The sequence below is a fragment of the Pseudomonas sp. S2_A05 genome, from assembly GCF_054668485.1.
Window position 1 is genome coordinate 3,651,564 of sequence record NZ_CP162775.1, and the last position, 20,776, is coordinate 3,672,339.

At 60.4% G+C, this 20,776-nt stretch carries 20 protein-coding genes, 1 pseudogene and 1 riboswitch; of the genes and pseudogenes, 9 read left to right on the plus strand and 12 right to left on the minus strand.

Annotated features, from left to right (window positions below):
- Positions 1-136 precede the first annotated feature (136 nt).
- The 4 genes from AB4O12_RS16580 to AB4O12_RS16595 all read right to left on the minus strand — a co-directional run bounded on the left by AB4O12_RS16580 (position 137) and on the right by AB4O12_RS16595 (position 6,334).
- Positions 137-1,501 (minus strand): DUF1329 domain-containing protein, encoded by a 1,365-nt coding sequence (locus AB4O12_RS16580; RefSeq protein ID WP_024014265.1) that lies wholly within the window; start codon positions 1,499-1,501, stop codon positions 137-139.
- A gap of 27 nt (positions 1,502-1,528) precedes the next feature.
- Positions 1,529-3,418: a DUF1302 domain-containing protein gene (locus AB4O12_RS16585; protein WP_056790239.1), complete on the minus strand. Its 1,890-nt coding sequence runs from the start codon at positions 3,416-3,418 to the stop codon at positions 1,529-1,531.
- Positions 3,419-3,755: 337 nt separating this feature from the next.
- On the minus strand, positions 3,756-5,438 hold the full coding sequence (locus tag AB4O12_RS16590; RefSeq protein WP_252876884.1) for a fatty acid--CoA ligase: 1,683 nt from the start codon (positions 5,436-5,438) through the stop codon (positions 3,756-3,758).
- 266 nt (positions 5,439-5,704) lie between these two features.
- Positions 5,705-6,334, minus strand: coding sequence for a LysE family translocator (locus tag AB4O12_RS16595; protein ID WP_016773245.1), 630 nt, complete (start codon positions 6,332-6,334; stop codon positions 5,705-5,707).
- 240 nt (positions 6,335-6,574) lie between these two features.
- Here AB4O12_RS16595 and AB4O12_RS16600 point away from each other — a divergent pair, with 240 nt between their 5' ends.
- From AB4O12_RS16600 to AB4O12_RS16610, 3 genes are all read left to right on the plus strand, one after another.
- The gene (locus AB4O12_RS16600; RefSeq protein WP_460059130.1) at positions 6,575-7,540 is read left to right on the plus strand and encodes a 2-hydroxyacid dehydrogenase; all 966 of its coding nucleotides are present in this window, start codon (positions 6,575-6,577) and stop codon (positions 7,538-7,540) included.
- Positions 7,541-7,572: 32 nt separating this feature from the next.
- A complete protein-coding gene (locus AB4O12_RS16605) occupies positions 7,573-8,571 on the plus strand; it encodes a class I SAM-dependent methyltransferase (RefSeq protein ID WP_056790248.1) in 999 nt (332 codons plus the stop codon).
- 39 nt (positions 8,572-8,610) lie between these two features.
- Positions 8,611-8,735: riboswitch (yybP-ykoY riboswitch) on the plus strand.
- An 88-nt stretch (positions 8,736-8,823) separates the two neighbouring features.
- Positions 8,824-9,408 carry a TMEM165/GDT1 family protein gene (locus AB4O12_RS16610; RefSeq protein ID WP_460059132.1) on the plus strand — a complete coding sequence of 195 codons (585 nt, stop codon included), beginning with the start codon at positions 8,824-8,826 and terminating at the stop codon, positions 9,406-9,408.
- Positions 9,409-9,511: 103 nt separating this feature from the next.
- Here the strand turns inward: AB4O12_RS16610 and AB4O12_RS16615 are convergent, their stop codons facing one another.
- Entirely contained in the window at positions 9,512-10,330 is an 819-nt protein-coding gene (locus AB4O12_RS16615) for a M48 family metallopeptidase (RefSeq protein ID WP_016773242.1), read from the minus strand.
- A 1,430-nt stretch (positions 10,331-11,760) separates the two neighbouring features.
- Here AB4O12_RS16615 and AB4O12_RS16620 point away from each other — a divergent pair.
- Together AB4O12_RS16620 and AB4O12_RS16625 are read left to right on the plus strand one after the other, a co-directional pair.
- Positions 11,761-11,820 (plus strand): annotated as a pseudogene (locus AB4O12_RS16620) (hypothetical protein); the annotation flags it as partial.
- A 198-nt stretch (positions 11,821-12,018) separates the two neighbouring features.
- A complete protein-coding gene (locus tag AB4O12_RS16625) occupies positions 12,019-12,723 on the plus strand; it encodes a methyl-accepting chemotaxis protein (protein ID WP_370695149.1) in 705 nt (234 codons plus the stop codon).
- A gap of 219 nt (positions 12,724-12,942) precedes the next feature.
- Here the strand turns inward: AB4O12_RS16625 and AB4O12_RS16630 are convergent, their stop codons facing one another.
- From AB4O12_RS16630 to AB4O12_RS16640, 3 genes are read right to left on the minus strand one after another with little or no spacing between them, the layout of a single operon-like run.
- Positions 12,943-13,566: an SOS response-associated peptidase gene (locus AB4O12_RS16630; RefSeq protein ID WP_039761324.1), complete on the minus strand. Its 624-nt coding sequence runs from the start codon at positions 13,564-13,566 to the stop codon at positions 12,943-12,945.
- 35 nt (positions 13,567-13,601) lie between these two features.
- Positions 13,602-13,862 (minus strand): putative signal transducing protein, encoded by a 261-nt coding sequence (locus tag AB4O12_RS16635; RefSeq protein ID WP_041479982.1) that lies wholly within the window; start codon positions 13,860-13,862, stop codon positions 13,602-13,604.
- 9 nt (positions 13,863-13,871) lie between these two features.
- Complete coding sequence (locus tag AB4O12_RS16640) at positions 13,872-14,054, minus strand: CPXCG motif-containing cysteine-rich protein (RefSeq protein ID WP_041479983.1); 183 nt, start codon at positions 14,052-14,054, stop codon at positions 13,872-13,874.
- A gap of 138 nt (positions 14,055-14,192) precedes the next feature.
- On the opposite strand from AB4O12_RS16640, the gene AB4O12_RS16645 reads away from it, so the two are divergent.
- A complete protein-coding gene (locus tag AB4O12_RS16645; RefSeq protein ID WP_041479984.1) occupies positions 14,193-15,359 on the plus strand; it encodes a 1-acyl-sn-glycerol-3-phosphate acyltransferase in 1,167 nt (388 codons plus the stop codon).
- A gap of 132 nt (positions 15,360-15,491) precedes the next feature.
- On the opposite strand, the gene AB4O12_RS16650 is transcribed toward AB4O12_RS16645, so the two are convergent.
- Entirely contained in the window at positions 15,492-15,770 is a 279-nt protein-coding gene (locus AB4O12_RS16650) for a hypothetical protein (protein WP_016770663.1), read from the minus strand.
- A 193-nt stretch (positions 15,771-15,963) separates the two neighbouring features.
- Between AB4O12_RS16650 and AB4O12_RS16655 the strand changes: the two genes are divergently transcribed.
- On the plus strand, positions 15,964-16,170 hold the full coding sequence (locus AB4O12_RS16655; RefSeq protein WP_095181665.1) for a hypothetical protein: 207 nt from the start codon (positions 15,964-15,966) through the stop codon (positions 16,168-16,170).
- A gap of 348 nt (positions 16,171-16,518) precedes the next feature.
- On the opposite strand, the gene AB4O12_RS16660 is transcribed toward AB4O12_RS16655, so the two are convergent.
- Positions 16,519-17,103 carry a YajG family lipoprotein gene (locus tag AB4O12_RS16660; RefSeq protein WP_039761315.1) on the minus strand — a complete coding sequence of 195 codons (585 nt, stop codon included), beginning with the start codon at positions 17,101-17,103 and terminating at the stop codon, positions 16,519-16,521.
- A gap of 205 nt (positions 17,104-17,308) precedes the next feature.
- On the opposite strand from AB4O12_RS16660, the gene AB4O12_RS16665 reads away from it, so the two are divergent.
- Both AB4O12_RS16665 and mqo read left to right on the plus strand, forming a co-directional pair.
- Positions 17,309-17,542: a hypothetical protein gene (locus AB4O12_RS16665; RefSeq protein WP_039761314.1), complete on the plus strand. Its 234-nt coding sequence runs from the start codon at positions 17,309-17,311 to the stop codon at positions 17,540-17,542.
- Positions 17,543-18,246: 704 nt separating this feature from the next.
- Positions 18,247-19,755, plus strand: a complete 1,509-nt coding sequence (gene mqo / locus AB4O12_RS16670) for a malate dehydrogenase (quinone) (protein ID WP_024014277.1) — start codon at positions 18,247-18,249, stop codon at positions 19,753-19,755.
- Between the two features lie 137 nt (positions 19,756-19,892).
- Here the strand turns inward: mqo and AB4O12_RS16675 are convergent, their stop codons facing one another.
- Together AB4O12_RS16675 and AB4O12_RS16680 are read right to left on the minus strand one after the other, a co-directional pair.
- The gene (locus tag AB4O12_RS16675; protein ID WP_041479985.1) at positions 19,893-20,180 is read right to left on the minus strand and encodes a PA4642 family protein; all 288 of its coding nucleotides are present in this window, start codon (positions 20,178-20,180) and stop codon (positions 19,893-19,895) included.
- Positions 20,181-20,243: 63 nt separating this feature from the next.
- A complete protein-coding gene (locus AB4O12_RS16680; RefSeq protein ID WP_071173567.1) occupies positions 20,244-20,723 on the minus strand; it encodes a hypothetical protein in 480 nt (159 codons plus the stop codon).
- Positions 20,724-20,776: the final 53 nt, after the last annotated feature.

The following is a 20,776-nucleotide window of genomic DNA, read 5'->3' on the forward strand; positions in this document are numbered from 1 at the left end:
TGTCCGCAGCCTAGCCTTAAACGAAGAGGTAATGAAGGTCGCTGCTACAAATGGCTACAAAAAGGCTACAGACACAAAAACGCCCCGAACCGGTCGGGGCGTTTTCACGAGGATGCGGCCTCGGGTTTACGCAGGTTTAGCGAACACCATCCTGACGCAGAGCGGCCGGGGTGAAGTCGCTGGTGGTAGCGGTGAAGCCGAAGTCATACGCCTGCTTCTCTTCGTTCTTCATGCCCAGTGCCAGATAGCGGCCGGACTGCAGGTCGTAGAGGGTTTCGAGGGCGTACCACGGCACTTGCTTGTCGTAGTAGTTCTCGGCATGCGCCTCGGCTACACGCCACAGTTGGCCGCGACCGTCATAGTGGTCGATGACCGCTGCCTGCCAGGTGTCCTCGTCGATGTAGAAGTCACGCTTGGCGTAGATGTGGCGCTGGCCTTCCTTCAGGGTCGCGACCACGTGCCAGACGCGGCGCAGCTCGTAGCGAGCCAGGTCCTGGTTGATGTGACCGGCCTTGATGATGTCCGAGTACTTCAGTTTCGGATCGTCGAGCTTGTAGCTGTCGGAGGCGATGTACATCTCTTTCTTGCCTTCGAGCTTCCAGTCGTAACGATCCGGCGCACCGTTGTACATGTCGAGGTTGTCCGAGGTACGCAGGCCGTCGGCGGCAGTACCCGGGCCGTCGTACGACACTTGCGGTGCACGGCGCACACGACGCTGACCGGCGTTGTAGACCCACGCCGAACGCGGCTCCTTGACCTGGTCGAGCGTCTCGTGCACCAGCAATACGCCACCGGCCAGACGCGCCGGCGCGGTCACTTTCTGCTTGAAGTAGAACAGGATGTTGCCCGGGTTCGCCGGATCGTAGTCCTTCATCTTGTCGCGGAACACGAACTGATCCTGGAAGTACACCAGGCTGTACGAGCCGTTCGGTTGCGGCGTGGCCTGGGTCACCAGACGGGTCACGCTGCCGCCGCGATAGCGGGTGATGTGGTTCCAGATCACTTCCACACCGGTTTTCGGGATCGGGAACGGTACGGCGGTATCGAAGTTTTCCAGACCGTTGCCGCCGGACACCAAGTTGGTGCTGGTGGCGTTCTTCTTGATCGCGGCGAACACGTCATCCGGCACGGTGGCGCCGCGATGGGACGGATAGACCGGCATCTTGAAGGTTTCCGGGTAGCGCTTGAACATCGCGTACTGGCCCGGGGCAAGCTTGTCTTTGTACTTGTCGACATCCTTGGCGGTGATGGTGAACAGCGGCTGCTCACTGGCGTAAGGGTTGGACAGGAAGCCCTTGCTGTCGACGCTGCCGGCATTTTTCGGCAGCGGTTTCCAGGCCGGGATCGAACCGTCGGCATTACCGGCCATTTCCGCGCCCATCGGCGTCAGGCTCTTGCCCAGTTTATCCGCTTCGGCAGCAGGCACCGCCGCCATGACACTGGTCGCCAGCAGCGACAGGCCCAGAACACCGGCGTGGAACAGACTCTTTGTTATTTTCATAAATTCGTTCGTCCTGAAATGCAGTGCTTAGAAGTTCACGCCGAAGCTGAGCGCCACGAAGTCGCGGTCATCCACGGTGGTGTACTTGCCGTCGAAGAAATTGGTGTAGGCCAGGCTCGCGGTGTAGGTGTTCTGGTACTCGGCGTCGACGCCCAGGCTGACCGCTTTGCGACCTTCCTCGAAGTTGCCGCCAGGGCCTGGCGAGTAACCGCTCACGTCGTGGGACCAGGCCACGTTCGGCTTGAGGTTCACACCGGCAAACACGTCGTTGTATTCCCAGATCGCCCGACCACGGTAGCCCCACGACATCGACGTGGTGAAGCCGTCGTTTTCGCAATTGCGGCTGCGGTTGTTCTGCGGCGAACCAGGACCTGCGCCGTTGATGGTGCTGTTGTTGAGGATGTTGGCGCAGGTATCGACTGTGCCAGTAGCCGGCAACTCACCCGGACCGTAGACCGGATCGCGGCCATAACGCTTGTCGGAACGGCTTTCCAGGCCACCGACGTAGGTCGCGCCGACTTCACCAACGAGGGTCAGACGGCTGGCGCCCATGACCTGATCGAAGAAGTGCGTGAACGTTGTCTGGATCTGGGTGATTTCCTTGCGCTCGTAACCATGCAGATCCTGACCCGGCACGCCAGTGAGCAGCGAAGCGTTGGTCAGTGCACCGCCCAATGGACGCACGCCGGCAAACAGGATGTCGGTGGAGTTCAGTTGTACCGGCGCGTTCGGACGGTAGCTGATCTCACCGCTCCACGCCGTACCGGTAGGCAGGGTGGTGGAGAAACTCAGGCCGTAGAGACGAATGTCTTCCGGGTATTCGATGAAGTAATTCGAATTGCCCGCGACCAGCAGCGGTGCGAGTGCGGCGAACGGCCCCGGCAGCGCGGCGGCAGTGTTGTAGACCGACTGCGGTGCGCCGGTTGCACTGAAGATCGGCGCACGGCTGTGGTAGTTCATGAAGTACGCGCCGAACTCGGTGTCGAGTGGCTCGAACATGTATTTGAGGGACGCGCCCCACTGACCGCTGTCGCGCGCGTCACGGTCCGGCCCACGGCGCACCAGCACGCCTTCTTGGTCGACGTTCACACCGTTGGCGGCCAACGGCCCCAAAGCGATCGCCGGAATCTGCGAACGCTTGTTCAGCACGCGCAGATTGCTGTCGCAACCGTCAGCAACGATGTCCGGCTGGGAGAAGAAGGTGCCGCAGTTGTCGACGACGGTCTGGTCCCATTCCAGTTGGTAGAACGCTTCGGCCGAGAGGTTATCGGTGAGGCTCTGCGACACGTAGAACATGTTGACCGGAATCAGGCCTTCCTTGATCTCGGCGCCCGGACGACGGAACGCGGAGACGTCGATCGGGTTGATCGAGTTGATGCCGCCGCCGATGAAGGTACTTTCACCCCAGCTCACTACCTGCTTGCCCAGACGCACGGAGCCCGGCTGATCGGCAATCGCGTAGTTGTGGTAGACGAAGGCGTCGAGGATCTGCCCGCCGGAGGACTTGGCGCCCTCTTTGCGGTTGCTGTCGCTGATGTCCTTGAATTCGCGGCTCTCGTCCTTCAGTTCGAAGTCGTACCAGTATTTGCCACGGACGAACACGCCGGTGTCGCCGTATTTCAATTCAAGGTCATGGATGCCCTTGAAGATCTTCGAAAAGGTTTCGCCGCTCTTGAAGTTGGCGTGCCCGTCATCGGAAGTCTGCGACAGGCCACGGCCGCCGTTGTTGACGCCGATAAGGTTCTTGTTCGGGCTCTGAGTAGACCAACTGGCACCGATCGACAGGGACGAGTCGAACTGGCCTTCGATTTCACCGACGTTGAAACTGACGCCGAATGCAGGCCCGGCGAGCGAGGAGGCAAGACTGACCGCCAGAGGCAGTTTCGCCCGGCGCCAGAACTGGTTTACTGAGGTCATCGACGCTACTCCATGTGCATTATTGTTATGGCAGTGAGTACTTTTAAAAACGCTGTGGAGGACCGGGCGCCAAGGCTGCCCGAAATCGCTCCAGAGTTGCTCGCCCCGATCAGTGCGTGTGCTCCGTTTCTAAAAAGTCCTTGAGCGGACTATATCCAGCGGGTGGTAGTGCTTGATCCCTCTAAAGTGTGATTTGCAGCCGCCAACCACTCTGGAACAGTCCTTTCGCCAGTCCGACACACGTCGGCAGGGCAAGGATGGCTGATTTTTTCGATTTCACAAGCCAAGCGCTTGCTTGGTGGGTCTGGCGCGCCGGTTTCGGCGCGCCAGCAGGCACTCAAAGTGTGGAAAGGAAGGTGCTGTTGTTGGCTTGCCACTCGGTGATGTCGAGGCGAATGCGCTTCTTGTCGAGCTTGCCGACGCTGGTCTTGGGAATTTCGGTAACAAGGGCGATCTGACTGGGGATCGCCCACTTGCTCAAGTGTCCCAGCTCGACGAACGGCTTGAGGTGTTCCTTCAGTTCCCGTGCACCGATCACCTGCCCTTCGCGGACCACCAGCAAGGCAAACGGGCGCTCGCCCCACTGCGGATCGGCGATGCCCACCACTGCTACTTCGCGTACCGCCGCATGCCGGCTGATGAGGTCTTCGAGGTCAAGGGAGGAGATCCACTCGCCGCCGGTCTTGATCACGTCCTTGATGCGATCACGAATATCAATCACGCCCATGCTGTCGAGCGTGGCGACGTCGCCGGTGTGCAACCAGCCACCGGCCCAGAGCTCGGCGCCCTTCTGCGGTTCATTGAAATAGCCTTCGGTCAGCCACGGCGCGCGCAGCACCAGTTCGCCCTGGGTTTCACCGTCGGCGGGAAGGAAATTGCCGTCGCCGTCGACAATCGCCGCTTCGACCAACGGCCCCGGCACGCCAGCCTTGATCCGATAAGTGGTGCGCTCGTCTTCGCTGCCGGCCATCAGTTCGTCGTTGAGGTGCGCGCAAGACACCAGCGGCCCGGTTTCCGACATGCCGTATGCGGCCGTCAGCTGAATGCCACGGGCCTTGGCGTTTTCATAAAGACTGCGATTGAGTGCGCTGCCGCCGATGACGATCTTCCAGCCACCGAAGTCGGCACCCTGCGCGGCTTTGGCGTTGAGCAGCATCTGCAGGATGGTCGGCACGCAATGGGAAAAGGTGACCTTCTCCTTGCGCCACAACTCCACCAGATACTCCGGATCGTAGCGCCCCGGATAAACCTGCTTGAGCCCGAGCATGGTCGCCACGTACGGCAAACCCCAGGCGTGAACGTGGAACATCGGCGTGATCGGCATGTACACATCGTTGGTGCCGAGCAGCCGTACGCTGTCGATCGAACCCATGATCGTCGCCACGCCGATGGTGTGCAGCACCAGTTGCCGATGGGTGAAATACACGCCTTTCGGATTGCCCGTGGTGCCGGTGGTGTAGAACGTGGTGGCGACCGAGTTTTCGTCGAAGTCCTGGAAATTGTATTGCGCACTCGCAGCGGCCAGCAGTTGCTCATATTCGCCGACGAGGTTCGGCAGCTCTGCGGTTTTCTCCGGCAGATCGCTCAGCAGCAGGGTTTTCTCCACCGTGGTCAGCTGCGGCGCAATCGCCTGATACAGCCCGACGAACTCGCTGTTGACCAGCACGAAGCGGTCCTCGGCATGGTTCATGGTGTAGAGGATCTGCTCGGGCGACAGACGCACGTTGATGGTGTGGATCACCGCGCCGATCATCGGAATGGCGAACATGCATTCCAGATAACGGTGGCTGTCCCAGTCCATCACCGCCACGGTGTCACCAGCCTTGACGCCGGCAGCCGTCAGCACGTTGGCCAGCCGCGCAACCCGCTCGATCAGGGTCGGATAGCTGTAGCGCAACTGGTCGCGGTAGATGATTTCGCGGGTTTTCTCGTAACGGGCGCCGGACATCAGCAGCCGTTTGATCAGCAATGGATACTGGTAGGCCCCATCGGCCGGCGGAATGACCCGAGTCTGCAACATAAGAATCCCTTTTCTGACTGCACGGTGTTGGCGGAGAGATTCGTACTCTAGTGCGCCTGCATGACAGTCAAATCAGCCAAAGGAATGATTTGCAGAGCCGTACAAATGCTAGCTTTGCGCCAGCATTTCGGGCCGAAGTTGAAGAAAACACGACCGGTGGGCGCGAGCCTGCTCGCGAAGGCGTCGGGTCAGTCGACATTTTTGGTGACTGTACTGGCGCTTTCGCGAGCAGGCTCGCTCCCACAGGGATTGATGTGTTCCAGTTCTCAATGCATCTCGGTGAACGCGATTTTCACGCCGAGAGCAATCAGCACGGCACCCATAGTGCGGTCGAACCAATGGCCCATGCGGGCGAAGCCGGCGCGCACGCGTTGCTGGCTGAACAGCATCGCCACCAGACAGAACCAGATCGCCGTCGCCACCGCCAGGTAAACGCCGTAACCGGCCTGCACCGCCAGCGGTGTGTGCGGGTTGATCACCACGGTGAACAGCGAGAGGAAAAACAGCGTGGCTTTCGGGTTCAGACCGTTGGTGACGAAGCCCGAGGTAAACGCGCCCCGCGCGGTGCGTACGCCGGTTTCCCGGTGCAAGTCATCGGTGACGGTTTTCGCCGGTTGCGCGCGCAAGGCCTTGAAGCCGATGTAAAGCAGATACGCGGCGGCGGCCCACTTCAGCGCGTTGAACAGCACGATCGATTGCGACACGATCAGACCGATGCCGAGCAACGAATAGCCGACATGCAGGAAAATCGCCGAGCCCACGCCCAGCGCGGTCCAGGTACCGGCGCGGCGACCATGGGTCACGCTCTCGCGCACGACCACGGCAAAGTCCGGGCCAGGGCTGGCGACGGCGAGCAAGTGGATCAGGGCAACGGTCAAGAACTCGGTCCAGTACATGGGGGCTCCTCAGGATTCGAATGTTCACACTGGGCTCATTGCCGAATGCTTTCCCTGTGGGAGCGAGCCTGCTCGCGAAAGCGCTGGGTAAGCCAACAGAGATGTTGACTGGGCCAGAGCTTTCGCGAGCAGGCTCGCTCCCACAAGAGTTCAAGGCATCTCGGTGTCGAGTAACCAATTGTTTCATCTGGTAGGCTCGGCAGGGTACGCCCTCCGCTCACAGCACAAAAGGTACAGTTGATGACGAACACGCGCCGCGCGGTATTCCTTGATTACCCTTCGCTGGATCTCGGCGATCTGGACCTCGGTCCGTTGCGCGAATGCTTCAGCGACTTGCAGCTGTTCGCCCAGACTTTGCCGGAACAGGTCAGCGAACGCCTGCAAGGCGCCGGAGTGGCGATCACCAACAAGGTCGTGATCGACGCTGCTGCCATGGCTGCCAACCCGCAACTGAAACTGATCCTGATCAGCGCCACCGGCACCAACAATGTCGACCTCACTGCCGCCCGCACCCACGGCATCACCGTGTGCAATTGCCAGGCTTACGGCACGCCGTCGGTGGCGCAACACACGATCATGCTGTTGCTCAACCTCGCCACGCGCCTGGCCGACTATCAGAAAGCTGTGAGCGCAGGCCGCTGGCAGCAGGCGAAACAGTTCTGCCTGCTCGACTACCCGATCGTCGAACTGCAAGGCAAAACCCTCGGCCTGCTCGGGCATGGCGAGCTCGGTGGCGCCGTGGCGCGATTGGCCGAAGCGTTCGGCATGCGTGTGTTGCTCGGACAGATTCCGGGGCGCCCTGCTCGACCGGATCGCCTGCCGCTGGAAGAACTGCTGCCGCAGATCGACGCCCTGACCCTGCACTGCCCGCTCAACGAGCACACCCGGCATTTCATCGGCGCCCGCGAACTGGCCGCGATGAAGCCTGGCGCATTTGTGGTCAATACCGCCCGGGGCGGCCTGATCGATGAGCAGGCGCTGGCCGACGCTTTGCGCAGCGGTCATCTCGGCGGTGCGGCCACCGATGTGTTGAGTGTCGAGCCACCGACCCAGGGCAATCCGCTGCTCGCCGCCGATATCCCGCGCCTGATCGTCACCCCGCACAACGCCTGGGGCAGCCGCGAGGCACGCCAGCGTATCGTCGGGCAACTGAGCGAAAACGCCCAGGCGTTCTTCAGCGGTGAGGCGCTGCGGGTCGTCAGTTGATAAACTGCGGCACTTTTTTTCAAGGAGCAGTTATGGATCCGCGCAGTGAAGTACTGCTTCGTCAGGCCGAGTTATTCCAGGGTTCGCTGCTGTTGGCCGGCCTGCCCGCCGATGATTTGCTCGGGCGTCTGCCGAATGCGTTCGGCTGGTGCTGGCACGCTGGCGACCAAGCCGCACTGGACGCGCGTTTCGAGGGCCGCAGCCAGTTCGGCGTGAATGTCCCGGAGCGCGAGTTCGACAGCGCTGTGGTGTTCCTGCCCAAATCCAAGGACCTGACCGATTACATCCTCAACGCCGTGGCGTCGCGTCTGGCCGGGCGTGAGGTGTTTCTGGTCGGGGAAAAACGCAGCGGCATCGAAGGCGCATCCAAACAGCTCAATCCTTTTGGCAAGCCACGTAAACTCGACAGCGCGCGTCACTGCCAGCTCTGGCAAGTCACCGTGGCCAATGCGCCTGAAGCGAAATCCCTGGAAAGTCTTGCGCAGACCTACGAACTGCCCCTGGCCGAAGGGCCGTTGAAAGTCATCAGTTTGCCGGGCGTGTTCAGCCACGGTCGACTGGATCGCGGCAGCGCCCTGCTGCTGGAGCATCTGGACAAACTGCCGAGCGGCCATCTGCTCGATTTCGGTTGCGGCGCCGGCGTGCTCGGGGCTGCGGTGAAACGTCGCTATCCGCACAATCAGGTCACCTTGCTGGATGTCGACGCGTTCGCCGCCGCCAGCAGCCGTCTGACCCTGGCCGCCAACGGCCTGGAGGCGGAAGTGCTGACCGGGGACGGCATCGATGCCGCGCCAATGGGTTTGAGCGCGATTCTGAGCAATCCGCCGTTCCATGTCGGCGTGCACACCGATTATTTCGCTACGGAGAACCTGCTGCGAAAAGCGGCGAAACATCTGAAAAACGGTGGCGAACTGCGCCTTGTGGCGAACAGCTTTCTCAAGTATCAGCCGTTGATCGAGGAGCACTTGGGCGTGTGTGCGATCAAGGCTGAAGGCAATGGTTTCCGGATTTACCGGGCCAAGCGCGGTTGAAAATTTGTTCTTGCCCAATCGGATTTGCCTAGGCAGAATCCGCTCCGTCCTAGGGGAGTAGTCTCCCACGAGCGCCAAGCTCGTCCGGCATACGTCAACATACTTGATCCTCAGATCATGGCGTATGCGACCCAAGCGTCCGCACCAGACGGATCGCAGGGTTTGACAAGACCTATGACACGCACACCTTACCCGGGGCGGGAAGGCTGTACGTGTCATAGCCGTGTCGACCCGCCCCTTAGGAAATCCCTGATGCTGGACTCGTTACTCGTTCCCACCGCTATCGTTGCCTTGGCCGAAATCGGCGACAAGACGCAACTGCTCGCGCTGATTCTCGCCGCTCGCTTTCGCAAACCCTGGCCGATCATCGCCGGGATTGTCGCCGCGACTTTGGCCAACCACGCAGCAGCCGGTGCGGTAGGCGCCTGGGTCGGCAGTTTCTTCTCCGACGCCGTTCTGCACTGGATCCTCGCCGCCAGCTTCGCCGCCACGGCACTGTGGACGTTGGTCCCGGACAAAATGGATGACGACGAAGCCAGCACGGCGCGCAAGTTCGGGCCGTTCCTGACTACGCTGATCGCGTTCTTCCTCGCGGAAATCGGCGACAAGACGCAGATCGCCACGGTGATGCTCGCCGCGCAATATCCGGAACTCTGGCTGGTGATTATCGGCACCACCGTGGGCATGCTGATTGCCAACGTGCCGGTGGTCCTGGCGGGTAACTTTGTTGCAGAGAAACTGCCGCTGACCCTGATCCGCCGCCTCGCGGCTTCGGCGTTCATGATTCTGGCGATTGTTGCGGTTTATAAAGCGATGCAGAGCAGCGGCTGGGTTTGAAGCAGCTGCAAGCTGCAAGCTGCAAGCTGAAAGTAAAAAGCTGCAAGCCAAGCGAATCTGCTTTGACTTGCAGCTTGTCACTTGAAGCTTACAGCTGCTTTATTCAGGATTTTGGCGCTTTTTCGTACAACGGCATCACCTTCGGAATCGCTGCCTGCAACGCAGCAATGCGGCTGCTGGATGCCGGGTGAGTGCTCATGAATTCCGGTGGCGCGCCTTCGGAAGCCTTGCTCATCTTGTCCCACAGGGTGATCGCCGCGTTCGGGTTGTAACCGGCGCGGGCGGCCAGTTCCAGGCCGATCAGGTCGGCTTCGTTTTCGTTGGCGCGGCTGTTGGGCAAGGTCATGCCGTAGTTGGCCACGGTGTCGGCCAGCGCCAGGCTGTCCTGGCCCAGACCGAACAAGGCACCGGCGCCCTGCTTGGCCATCTCCATACCGTAAGCCTTGGACATCGCTTCACGACCGTGCTCGCGCAGGGCGTGGGCGATTTCATGGCCCATGACCGCAGCGATTTCATCGTCGGTGAGTTTCAGGCTGTCGATCAATCCGGTGTAGAAAATGATCTTGCCGCCGGGCCCGCAGTTGGCGTTGAGCTCATCGCTCTTGATCAGATTGACTTCCCATTGCCACTGCGCCGCGTCCGGGCGGAAGGTTGGCGCCTGGGCGATCAAGCGGTTGGCGATGGTCTGCACGCGTTTGGCTTCCGGGCTGGTCTTGTCCAGCACACCTTTGCTCGACGCCTCGCCGACGGTCTTCTGATAAGACTGCGCGTACATCTGGTCCACCTCTTGCGAGGACAGCATGCTGAACATGTACTGCTTGCGCTCCACGCCGACGGCACCGCCGCTGGTGGTGTTGACCGACTGACAACCGGCCAGCAACAGCGCTGCGCTCAAAGCACTTACCACTAATGTCTTGTTCATTCAAAAGCTCCCTGAAAACCTGAGGCGTATCCTAGGCGGCTAATTGTATTGGCGCCAGATACAACGGACGCATTGCGCGTACATCCACCTAAGGCCGCAAGACTGGCTGGAAATTCCTCAACGCGCATTGAATCCGCCGTGCACCGATCCATCAGCGACATCGCGCGGCGATTCCGACCAGCGTCTCTCATGGCCGCGCCCACCCCGCCGATAAATCCCTCGCAGATTGTCCTCTTGCGTGCGGAGCTCCCATGAAGTTCAAGTCGATCCAGTTTTCCGTCGCCGCTCTGGCCGGCGCCATCGTTCTCAGCGTGGTCGCGGCGCTGGTGCTGTACGCGCTGTTCTCCGGCGCTCGCACTCAAGAAATGGTGCAACAGCGCACCCAGGCGCAGTTCGAGCAAGTCATCGAACAGCGCCTGACCTCGCTGGCGCAGACCCAGGTCAGCCAGATCCAGCGCGAACTCGAAGCGCCGCTGCTGATTGCTGGCGGCCTGGTGCGCGTCAACGCCCTGCTCGGCACAACCGGCACCGATGGCCAGCCGCGCCTGAGCGTCAGCCGCGAACAACTGATCAGCCTGATCAAGGAAAACGTCGAAAAGAACCCGAAGATTCTCGGCACCTACATCGGCTGGGAAAAAAACGCACTGGACCACAATGACGCGGCCTACATCGGCAGCGCCGTGGTCGGTATCGATCCAGCCAATGGACGTTTCCTGCCGTGGTGGTTCCGCAATACCGACGGCAGTCTGGGCGTGGACAAACTGGCCGATGTCGACGATCAGAAAACCTTGTCCACCGGGGTGCGCGCCAGCGAGTACTACCTGTGCTCGAAAGAGACGAAGAAACCCTGCGTGATCGACCCGGCACCGTACAAGGTCGGCGACAAGATTGTCATGCTCGCCTCGTTCATTGAACCGATCATGGTCAACGGCGCATTTCAGGGCATCGTCGGCGCCGACCTCTCGGTGAACTTCATTCAGGACATGCTGCTCGCCGCCAACCAGAAGCTTTACAGCGGCGCCGGTGAAATGGCTCTGGTCGGCGGCAACGGGCGGATCGTTGCCTACACCAAGGACTCGAGCAAATTCGGTGAAAAAGTCAGCGACATCCTCGACGCCGAACAGGCCAGCAGTCTCGCCAATCTCAAGCGCGACGAGGTCACCTATTCGGTGAATCAGGCCAAGGGCCGCATCGAACTGTACCTGCCGTTCGGCATCGGCCAGACCGACGCACGCTGGACGCTGATGCTGCAATTGCCGCTCAACGCCGTCATGGCCGATCTGCAAAACCTGCAAGCCGACCTTGATGCCCAGCGCAAATCCGACACCTTCGGCATGGCCATGGTCGGTCTGATCATCGCTGGCATCGGCCTGCTGGTGATCTGGCTGGTGGGTCACGGCATCGCGCGGCCACTCAAGCAAATGGTCGCCATGCTCGATGACATCGCTCAGGGCGAAGGCGATCTGACCCGTCGCTTGAGCAGTGACCGCAGCGACGAATTGGGCTCGATTGCCAAGGGCTTCAACACCTTCCTCGGCAAGTTGCAGGCGATGATCACCCAGGTGGTGACCTCGGTGCAGAGCGTCAGCGATTCCTCGGAACACACCGCCGACATCGCCATCCGCACCAACATCGGCGTGCAGAAACAAATGGCCGAAATCGATCAAGTGGCGACAGCGGTGCAGGAAATGACCGCTACCGCCCAGGACGTGGCGCGCAACGCCACCCAGGCAGCACAAGCGGCAAGCCACGCCGATCAGGCCGCCAGCCAGGGCATGCAGATCGTGCGCGACACCTCGAATTCGATTGGCGTACTGGCGGTGGAAATCGGCAAGGCTGTCGAGGTGGTGCAGACGCTGGCCAAGGACAGCGAAAACATCAACGCCATCCTCACTGCCATTCGCGGCATCGCTGAACAGACCAATCTGCTGGCACTGAACGCGGCGATCGAAGCCGCGCGAGCCGGTGAGCAGGGTCGCGGTTTTGCCGTGGTCGCCGACGAGGTGCGCAATCTGGCGCAGAAAACCCAGAAGGCCACCGAAGAAATCCAGAGCATGATCCAGCAGTTGCAACAGGGCACCCGCGATGTGGTGCGCGTCATGGAAGACAGCCAGAACCGCACCGACGAAAGCGTGCAACACGCGGCGAAAGCGGCCGAAGCGCTGGAAACGATCACCCAGGCCGTGTCGGTGATCAACGACATGAACACGCAGATCGCCAGTGCGGCAGAAGAGCAAAGCGCAGTGGCCGACGACATCAACCGCAATGTGATCAACATAGGTCAGGTGGCGAATGAAGTGGCCGGCGGTGCGGATGAATCGAGTTCGGCGAGCGCCGGGTTGACCAAACTGGCGGAACAGCAGCGGCGGTTGATCAATCAATTCAAGGTCTGAAAGATCAAGAGCCCCCTCACCCTAGCCCTCTCCCTAGCCCTCTCCCGGAGGGAGAGGGGACCGACCGCGATGTCTTGCGCTATACATCGACCTGAAAAAAACAGTCGATTATGGATTCACAACAGATCGTTCAGGTCGGTGTACCTCTGAAGTATCCCCATTCGGCTCCCTCTCCCCTCCGGGAGAGGGCTGGGGTGAGGGGCTTTTGATCCACGCAAATCAAGCCGGGGTCAAACACTCCGGCCCGTTCAACTTCGGATCATTCACCAGATTCGCCAACACCCGCTCACGCAGCGCCGCCGGTTCACTGGCGAGCAAACCCTGCAAGACATGGAGCGGCGTTTCGGGATCAAGCCAGGCAGCCTGCCCCGCTTCATCGAGAATCAACGGTCGCCGCTGACTCGCCGCCGATTGAGTGATCACTGCCGTGCTCAGCCAGACCTGTTCCTGCACCGGATACGCTTCCCAGATCGCGGCGAAAAACAACGATGAGCCCTCCCCCGGCGTCAACCAGTACGGTCGCTTGCGCTGGGTGCCGCGCCATTCGTAGAAACCGTTGGCCGGCAGCAGGCAACGCCGCAGACGCAGCGCCTCACGAAACATCGGCTGCTCGGCCACGGTTTCGGCGCGAGCATGGGCCGGGGTCTTCGACAGATCGGTCAGCCACGGCGGTGTCAGGCCCCAGCGCGCACGGGCCAACGTGCGCTGGCCGTCTTCGTCGGCACGCAGCATCAACACCGAATCATTGGGGGAAATGTTCCACTGCGCCTGTTGATCGGCGGGAAAACCTGGCAGGGCCGCAAAGTCGCGGTTCCAGCGAAACAGGGCATAACGTCCACACATGGGGCAACATAACTCTGAATAAAACCAGCGCCAGCCTAACAGACCAGCGTCCCGGGGAAGCTCTCCGGTTCGTCGCCGTGCAGCGGCAGCGCGGCATTGTACAAGTTGATCAGCTCGCGGGCGTATTCGGCCTGATCGTTATCCACCGACAGCCCGAGCAGGCCGAAGATCGGCAGTTCACCCGTACCGCCCACCAGATCACAGCCGATCAGGTGCGCCTCGATTCCTTCGTTGGCGAGCATGCCCTTGAGCATCTCCCCTTCCATCAGGTTCGCCGGTTCGTAGATGCGCTGCATACGCGGCCCTCACTCGTTTTCGCTGAAGACTTCCAGATGCCACTCGTCTTCATGGACTTGCAGGACAAAGGTGATCGGACGACAGCACACCTGGCAGTCTTCGATATACGTTTGATCGCCGCCGGACAAATCCAGCGTGGTCTCGACTTCCTCACCGCAATACGGACATTCATACCGTGCATCTTCCAGCATCGCGGTCTCCCAAGTGACTTGTGCGTATAATCGCCGGTCTATTTGCAGGGCTATTTTTGTCTGACTACTTTTCAGACCGTGCCCTGCGGGTTTTCGATCAAACCCTTTACTTACCCTAGCCGTTTCCAACAAGAGAGCATGATGGGCGAATTCGATGCCATCCGACCTTACGACGACAGCGAAGTACCTGCGGTACTGGCAAGGCTGCTCGGCGACAAGGCGTTTCTAGATATCCTCACCCACTTCCGCTTCCCGCGTTTTGCCGGTGCCTTCGGCTGGATGCTCAAACCTCTTATAGCCCATCGGCTGCGTCGTGAGTTTGCCGACGTGAATTCCGTGGCTACCTTACAGGACAAAGTCGAGTTCTACGTCGACCACACCATCGAGCGCGCCACCGACGGCGTGACCTATACCGGTGTCGAGCAGTTCAAGTCCGGCAGCGCCTACCTGTTCATCGCCAACCACCGGGATATCGTCATGGACCCGGCCTTCGTCAACTACGCCGTGTACCACGCCGGCCTGCCGACGCCGCGCATCGCGATTGGCGACAACCTGCTGCAAAAGCCGTTTGTCAGTGACCTGATGCGCTTGAACAAGAGCTTTATCGTCCACCGCTCGATCACCGGCCGCCGCGAGAAGATGGCTGCTTATCAGTTGCTGTCGGCGTACATCAACCACTCGATCCGCAACGACTGCGCGTCGATCTGGATTGCTCAGGCTGAAGGTCGGGCGAAGGACGGCGACGACCGCACCGAGTCGGCGATCCTCAAGATGTTCCACATGAGCCGCAAGGACGAGCCGTTCGGCGAAGTGATCCGCTCGCTCAACGTGACGCCGGTGTCGATCAGCTATGAGTACGACCCCTGCGACCAGGCCAAGGCCCGCGAACTCTACATCCGCGCCACCACCGGCACCTACGCCAAGGCGCCGGGCGAGGATGACGTGAGCATCGCGAAGGGCATCACCGGTTACAAGGGTCGCGTGCACGTGAACTTTGCCGCGCCGATCACTGAGGTGTTCGAGGACACCAAGCAATTGGCGATCGAGATGGACAAGCAGATTCTCGGCGGCTACCGGTTGTTCCCGGTGCATTATCTGGCGTACGCGCAGTGGGCGGATGCCGATCCGCAACTGAATGTGCCGACGGCGGCCGAGGTGTTCCCGGCTGACGAACTGGCCAAGGCGCAGGATGAATGGCAAAGCCGACTGGATGCGTGCCCCGCTGAGCATCGTCCGTACCTGGTGCTGCAATATGCGACGCCGGTGCGTAATCAGTATCGGGTCAAGGCTGGATTGCCGCTGTAGGCAACGGCTGTGGCGAGGGGATTTATCCCCGTTGGAGTGCGCAGCGCTCCCAAGTTTTTACCTGAGAAAAACGGGGCCTGCTACGCAGTCCAGCGGGGATAAATCCCCTCGCCACAGGGTTTGCTTTTGCTTTCAGAAGCGCGTGCTGATCCACGAGACGATCAGGGCCAGGCCAAGGCAAGCAAAACCAAAACGATAGAAAAACCGGTTCATGCGCAACGTCGCCCAATCGAGCATCGGCTCGGCATTGGGCTGCGCCTGGCGCTGGGCGGCGAGACTGGCCTGGGCGCGTTGCTCACGGCGGCGGGTCGCGTGCAGCAGCCAGCTGCCCGGAAAGGCCAGGAGCAAGGCCAGCAGGTTGATCAACTTGGCGGGATGGGCGGTAAACAGCGTCATCAAGTGCAGCGACATCACAGACCTCGAACTTAACCGGTGTGGCAGACGCCAGACCGACGACCGCGGCGCGAATTCTACCCAAACCCTGACGCTCTGCCCCAGCCTTTGCGACAAATAACCTGACAATCGACCGATGGCTGTCCTGTGTCATGGCATCGTCACGTGGATGCTTCACCCTGCGCGCCTCGAAACTCGAATGGAATGCGACATGCTGCACGCGGAAAACCAGGATCGCCTGTACCTCATCACTCCTTACGACGACCAGCAAAGCCTGATCGGCAGCCTTGCCTTCAACGTGCAGGATCGGCACTGGCTGGTGTATTGCGCGCTGGGCGGGCATCAGCATGCGGACCTGCCCGAGACAGATTTGTTGACTGGCGTGAGCGTGCTCGATTTTTATTCTCAGGCTGCCTGAACGTCAAAAGACCCTCACCCTAGCCCTCTCCCAGAGGGAGAGGGGACTGACCGAGGTGTTTGCGGTAGATACGCCGACTTGAGATACCGCGCCGAATTCAGGTTTTGAAGCACACGCGATCGGCTCCCTCTCCTTGGGGAGAGGGGACTGACCGAGGTGTTTGCGGTAGATACGCCGACATGAGATACCGCGCCGAATTCAGGTTTTGAAGCACACGCGATCGGCTCCCTCTCCCTCGGGAGAGGGCTGGGGTGAGGGGAATCGATTTCCCATACGACACAAATCTCAGATCCACAAAAAAGCCCGGAACCATCACTGGCCCCGGGCTTTTTCACATCTACGGAAAACTTACTCAGCCAGAACCTGACCCACGGTCGGGTCCTTGAACAGACGCGTCAGTGCGTCACTCAATACATCGCTGACCAGTTTGGTATTGGTCTCCTGATTCGGCGCCATGCCGAAGCGCTGGTCCAGCGACGCACCGTAACGGCCGCTGTAACGGCGGTTGGCGTTCTGCACGTCGGAGCGGAAGGTCGCGCCGATGGTGGCTTCGGTCACGTACATGCCTTCTTTCGGCGACTGGTATTTCAGCTCGGCCAGGGTCACGGTCAGCTGCGGCGCGTTAGGTGCGCTGGTGGTCGGGGTGAAGCCGAGCAGACGTACGGCAGCTTCGGCCTGGGCCTGCAGCTTCGGCAGGATCTGCTCGCGCTGCACGGTGATGGCGCTGGTTTCCGGATACAGACCGCCACGGGTACCGAGGGTCGGCGACGGACGACCGTCGACCACACGCACGATGACAGGCTGGCCGCGACCGACCGCTGGCAATTGCGTGGTCAGCTTTGGCTCCGGATTCAGTTGTTGCGGGCTGTGGGCGCAGCCGGCGAGGGTCAAACCGGCGACAGTGATCAAACCGAACAACAGGCGTTGCAACATGCTCTTCTCTCCAGAATCAGGCACAAACAGGCCGGCAGTATAGCGGTGGGCCACTGCGCGTAACCAGCGTCGCACAGTGAATACTGCAATGTCTGACAAACCCCGCTGAAAGCGGTTCCTGTCACACATTCTTCACCGTCCATACACCGCGACGTCACGGCCCACCGGCAAGCTTCACAGCAGTCCTCCTTCAAGGAACTCTGCCATGCGTTATCTGATCTCGCTGTTCGCCCCACGCCCGCTGCATCGCAGCTTTGCCCTGCTCGACCGCAACGGTCATTGCCAGGCCTTCAAGCAGTGCAGCCTGCAACCGATGGGCGACGGCTGGGTGGAAATCGAAGAAATCCGCCTGACCTGGCTGAACCAGCCGCTGCCCGCCAGCGCCCGGGTCGTACCGCGACAAATGCGCGCACGGGGTCAGGTGCAGTTGAGCATCTGACCGGATGCCTAATAAAAGTCATTAAACACGAGCAACTGCGCGCATTTCTTCGCTACAATCTCCCCCCGATTATAAGGACGTCTCCTGATCGGGCCCCGCAACAGCGTCAATGCGCATGCATCGACATCAAAATCGCCCACAGAGAGCCGCCCACACAGATCGAGTGAAGTTGGCGCGCTTGCCTGTTCTTCCGGCAAAAACCCGCTTTTCGCGAATCTGCAGAGCTGTCATTCGCTCGGCCACCGCGTTGTTTTGCCCTAGCGGGCAGGTGCCAGGCCAAGGCAGCCCTTTTTTGAGGTTCACGTCTTCAAAAGAGCGTGAAAAAAACGGGTTTTCACAACTTCACAAGAGTGTGGCGAGCAAATGAATAGTTTTGCGTCTGAACATGCACCATTAGCGTCTGAAACAGCCCAACGACACAGGACCGGGTATACCTCGAACATCGGAGCCTGAAGCCTGTCCGCTACGGATTTGGTTGCACGAAAACGGATGACTCGACCATAAGTCGAATTGCCAGCCCTGCGCGAAAATGCGTTCATGGAACGCTTGAAACCAGGCCGCACGCATCCGTCGAAGTTGCGAAAAATTGCGAAGATTCGGACATGGCCCACCTGACCACGGATAGCCCGGGCCCACTGACCTGCCCTGGAACGCCTGGCAGCCATGCCGACAATTTGGTGCTGCAGATTTGGGAGACGCGTTAAATGGCGCATAACGAAGCAGTCGACGTAGTTCTGGTAGGGGCCGGCATCATGAGTGCCACCCTGGCCGTACTGCTCAAAGAGCTCGACCCCGCGATCAAGCTGGAAGTCGTCGAGTTGATGGATTCCGGCGCCGCCGAGAGTTCCAATCCGTGGAACAACGCCGGTACCGGTCACGCCGGCCTGTGCGAGCTGAACTACACCCCGCAGGCTGCCGATGGCAGCGTCGACATCAAGAAAGCCGTGCACATCAACACCCAGTTCGAGGTGTCGAAGCAGTTCTGGTCGTACCTGACCAAAAAGGGCACGTTCGGCTCGTGCAAATCCTTCATCAGCCCGGTTCCGCACCTGAGTTTCGTTCAGGGCGAAAGCGGTGTGTCGTTCCTCAAGGAGCGCTTCAATGTCCTGAGCAAGCACCACGCGTTTGCCGACATGGAGTACACCGAAGACAAAGGCAAGATGGCCGAGTGGATGCCGCTGATGATGCCGGGCCGCTCGCCCGACGAAGTCCTCGCCGCCACCCGTGTGATGAACGGCACCGACGTCAACTTCGGCGCCCTGACCAATCAGTTGCTCAAGCACCTGAGCAGCGCCCCGGACACTCAGGTCAAATACTGCAAGCGCGTGACCGGCCTCAAGCGTAACGGCGCCGGCTGGACCGTCAGCATCAAGGACGTCAACAACGGCAACACCCGCGAAGTCGACGCAAAGTTTGTCTTCCTCGGTGCCGGTGGCGCGGCCCTGCCGTTGCTGCAGGCTTCGGGCATCGAAGAAAGCAAAGGCTTCGGCGGCTTCCCGATCAGTGGCCAGTGGCTGCGTTGCGATAACCCGGAAGTGGTCAAGCACCACCAGGCCAAGGTTTACAGCCAGGCGGCCGTAGGTTCGCCACCGATGTCGGTGCCGCACCTCGACACTCGCGTCGTCGACGGCAAGAAATCCCTGCTGTTCGGGCCATACGCCGGTTTCACCACCAAGTTCCTCAAGCATGGCTCCTTCATGGACCTGCCGATGTCGGTGCGCGCCGGCAACATCGGGCCGATGCTGGCGGTGGCGAAAAACAACATGGACCTGACCAAGTACCTGGTCAGCGAAGTGATGCAATCGATGGAACAGCGCCTGGAATCGCTGCGGCGTTTCTACCCGCAGGCGAAAGCCGAAGACTGGCGCCTGGAAGTGGCCGGCCAACGGGTGCAGATCATCAAGAAGGACCCGAAAAAGGGCGGCATCCTGCAGTTCGGTACCGAACTGGTCGCGGCGAAGGACGGCTCCCTCGCCGCCCTGCTCGGCGCTTCGCCAGGCGCGTCGGTGACCGTTTCGATCATGCTCGAACTGATCGAGAAGTGCTTCCCGGCCAAGGCGTCCGGCGAGTGGGCAAGCAAACTGGCCGAGATCTTCCCGGCCCGTGAAAAGGTTCTGGAAACCGATGCTGCGCTGTATCGCAAGATCAACACGCAGAACAACATCGCCCTGGAACTGGTTGAAGAAAGCAGCGAGACGCCAAGCTTCGCTTGATCTTGCGGCATGAAAAAACGCCCCGATCGGGGCGTTTTTTATGGCCTTGAAAAGCAAAAGATCGCAGCCTTCGGCAGCTCCTACACAGGTTTTGTGTTCAACCTGTAGGAGCTGCCGCAGGCTGCGATCTTTTGATCTCAGGAGCGGGACTTTTCGATCAGCTCGATGTAGTCCGGGGCGTTGCGCTGATCTGCGATCAGGTCAACAAAGGTCTTGCCCTGCTCATCCTTGCCATCAACGTCATAACCCGCCGCAACGAAGAAGCCCAGAAAGCGCTCGAAATCATCGATGCGCAAACCGCGATAGGCCTTGATCAGTTTGTGCAGCGACGGCGAAGTGGCGTCGACCGGCTCAAAATCGAGGAACAGCTTGATCTGCTCATCGCCGATCTCGTCACCAATCACTTGTTTCTTATCTTTACGCATTGCCGACTCCAGCTCGCAGACATGACACGGGGCGGGCAGTTTACCCCTGCCCGACCGCCCGGCTCAACGCGGACGAATCGCCCCGGTGTGCAAATCGGCCCAGATATGGCCGTTGGCATAACTGAGGAACTGCACATACACCGTGTCGTTGCGCAGCAGATCCATCACCACGCGGTACTGAGCGAGCGGATAGAACAGCGTCAGGGTTTTGCTTTTGTCGTCGTAGGCCGGTTTTTTCAGGCTTTTGCTTTCGCCGTCGAAACTCACCAACACCTGAGAAATGCTCGCGCCTTTGTTCAGCGATTTGCCTTTGAGGCGGATCAACAAGGATGAGGTGACCGGAATCGGCTGCTGATTGGACTGGCGCTGCGCACCGACCACCACCGAATACTCGCTGACTTGCAGCAGTTGCTGCTGCTCGGGTTCAGCGTCGCGCAGGGTCAGATCGTCCGGCGGCAGGAACTGGCTGTGCATCGGCGCGGCGGACAGCGGCAGGCTGAGGGACAGCAACAGGGCGGCGAGACTGCGGATCAAGAGGCGCATGACAGGCTCCGGGGGGCGGGGCCGAGCACTCTAGCATGGCTGTCGCGCAAGGA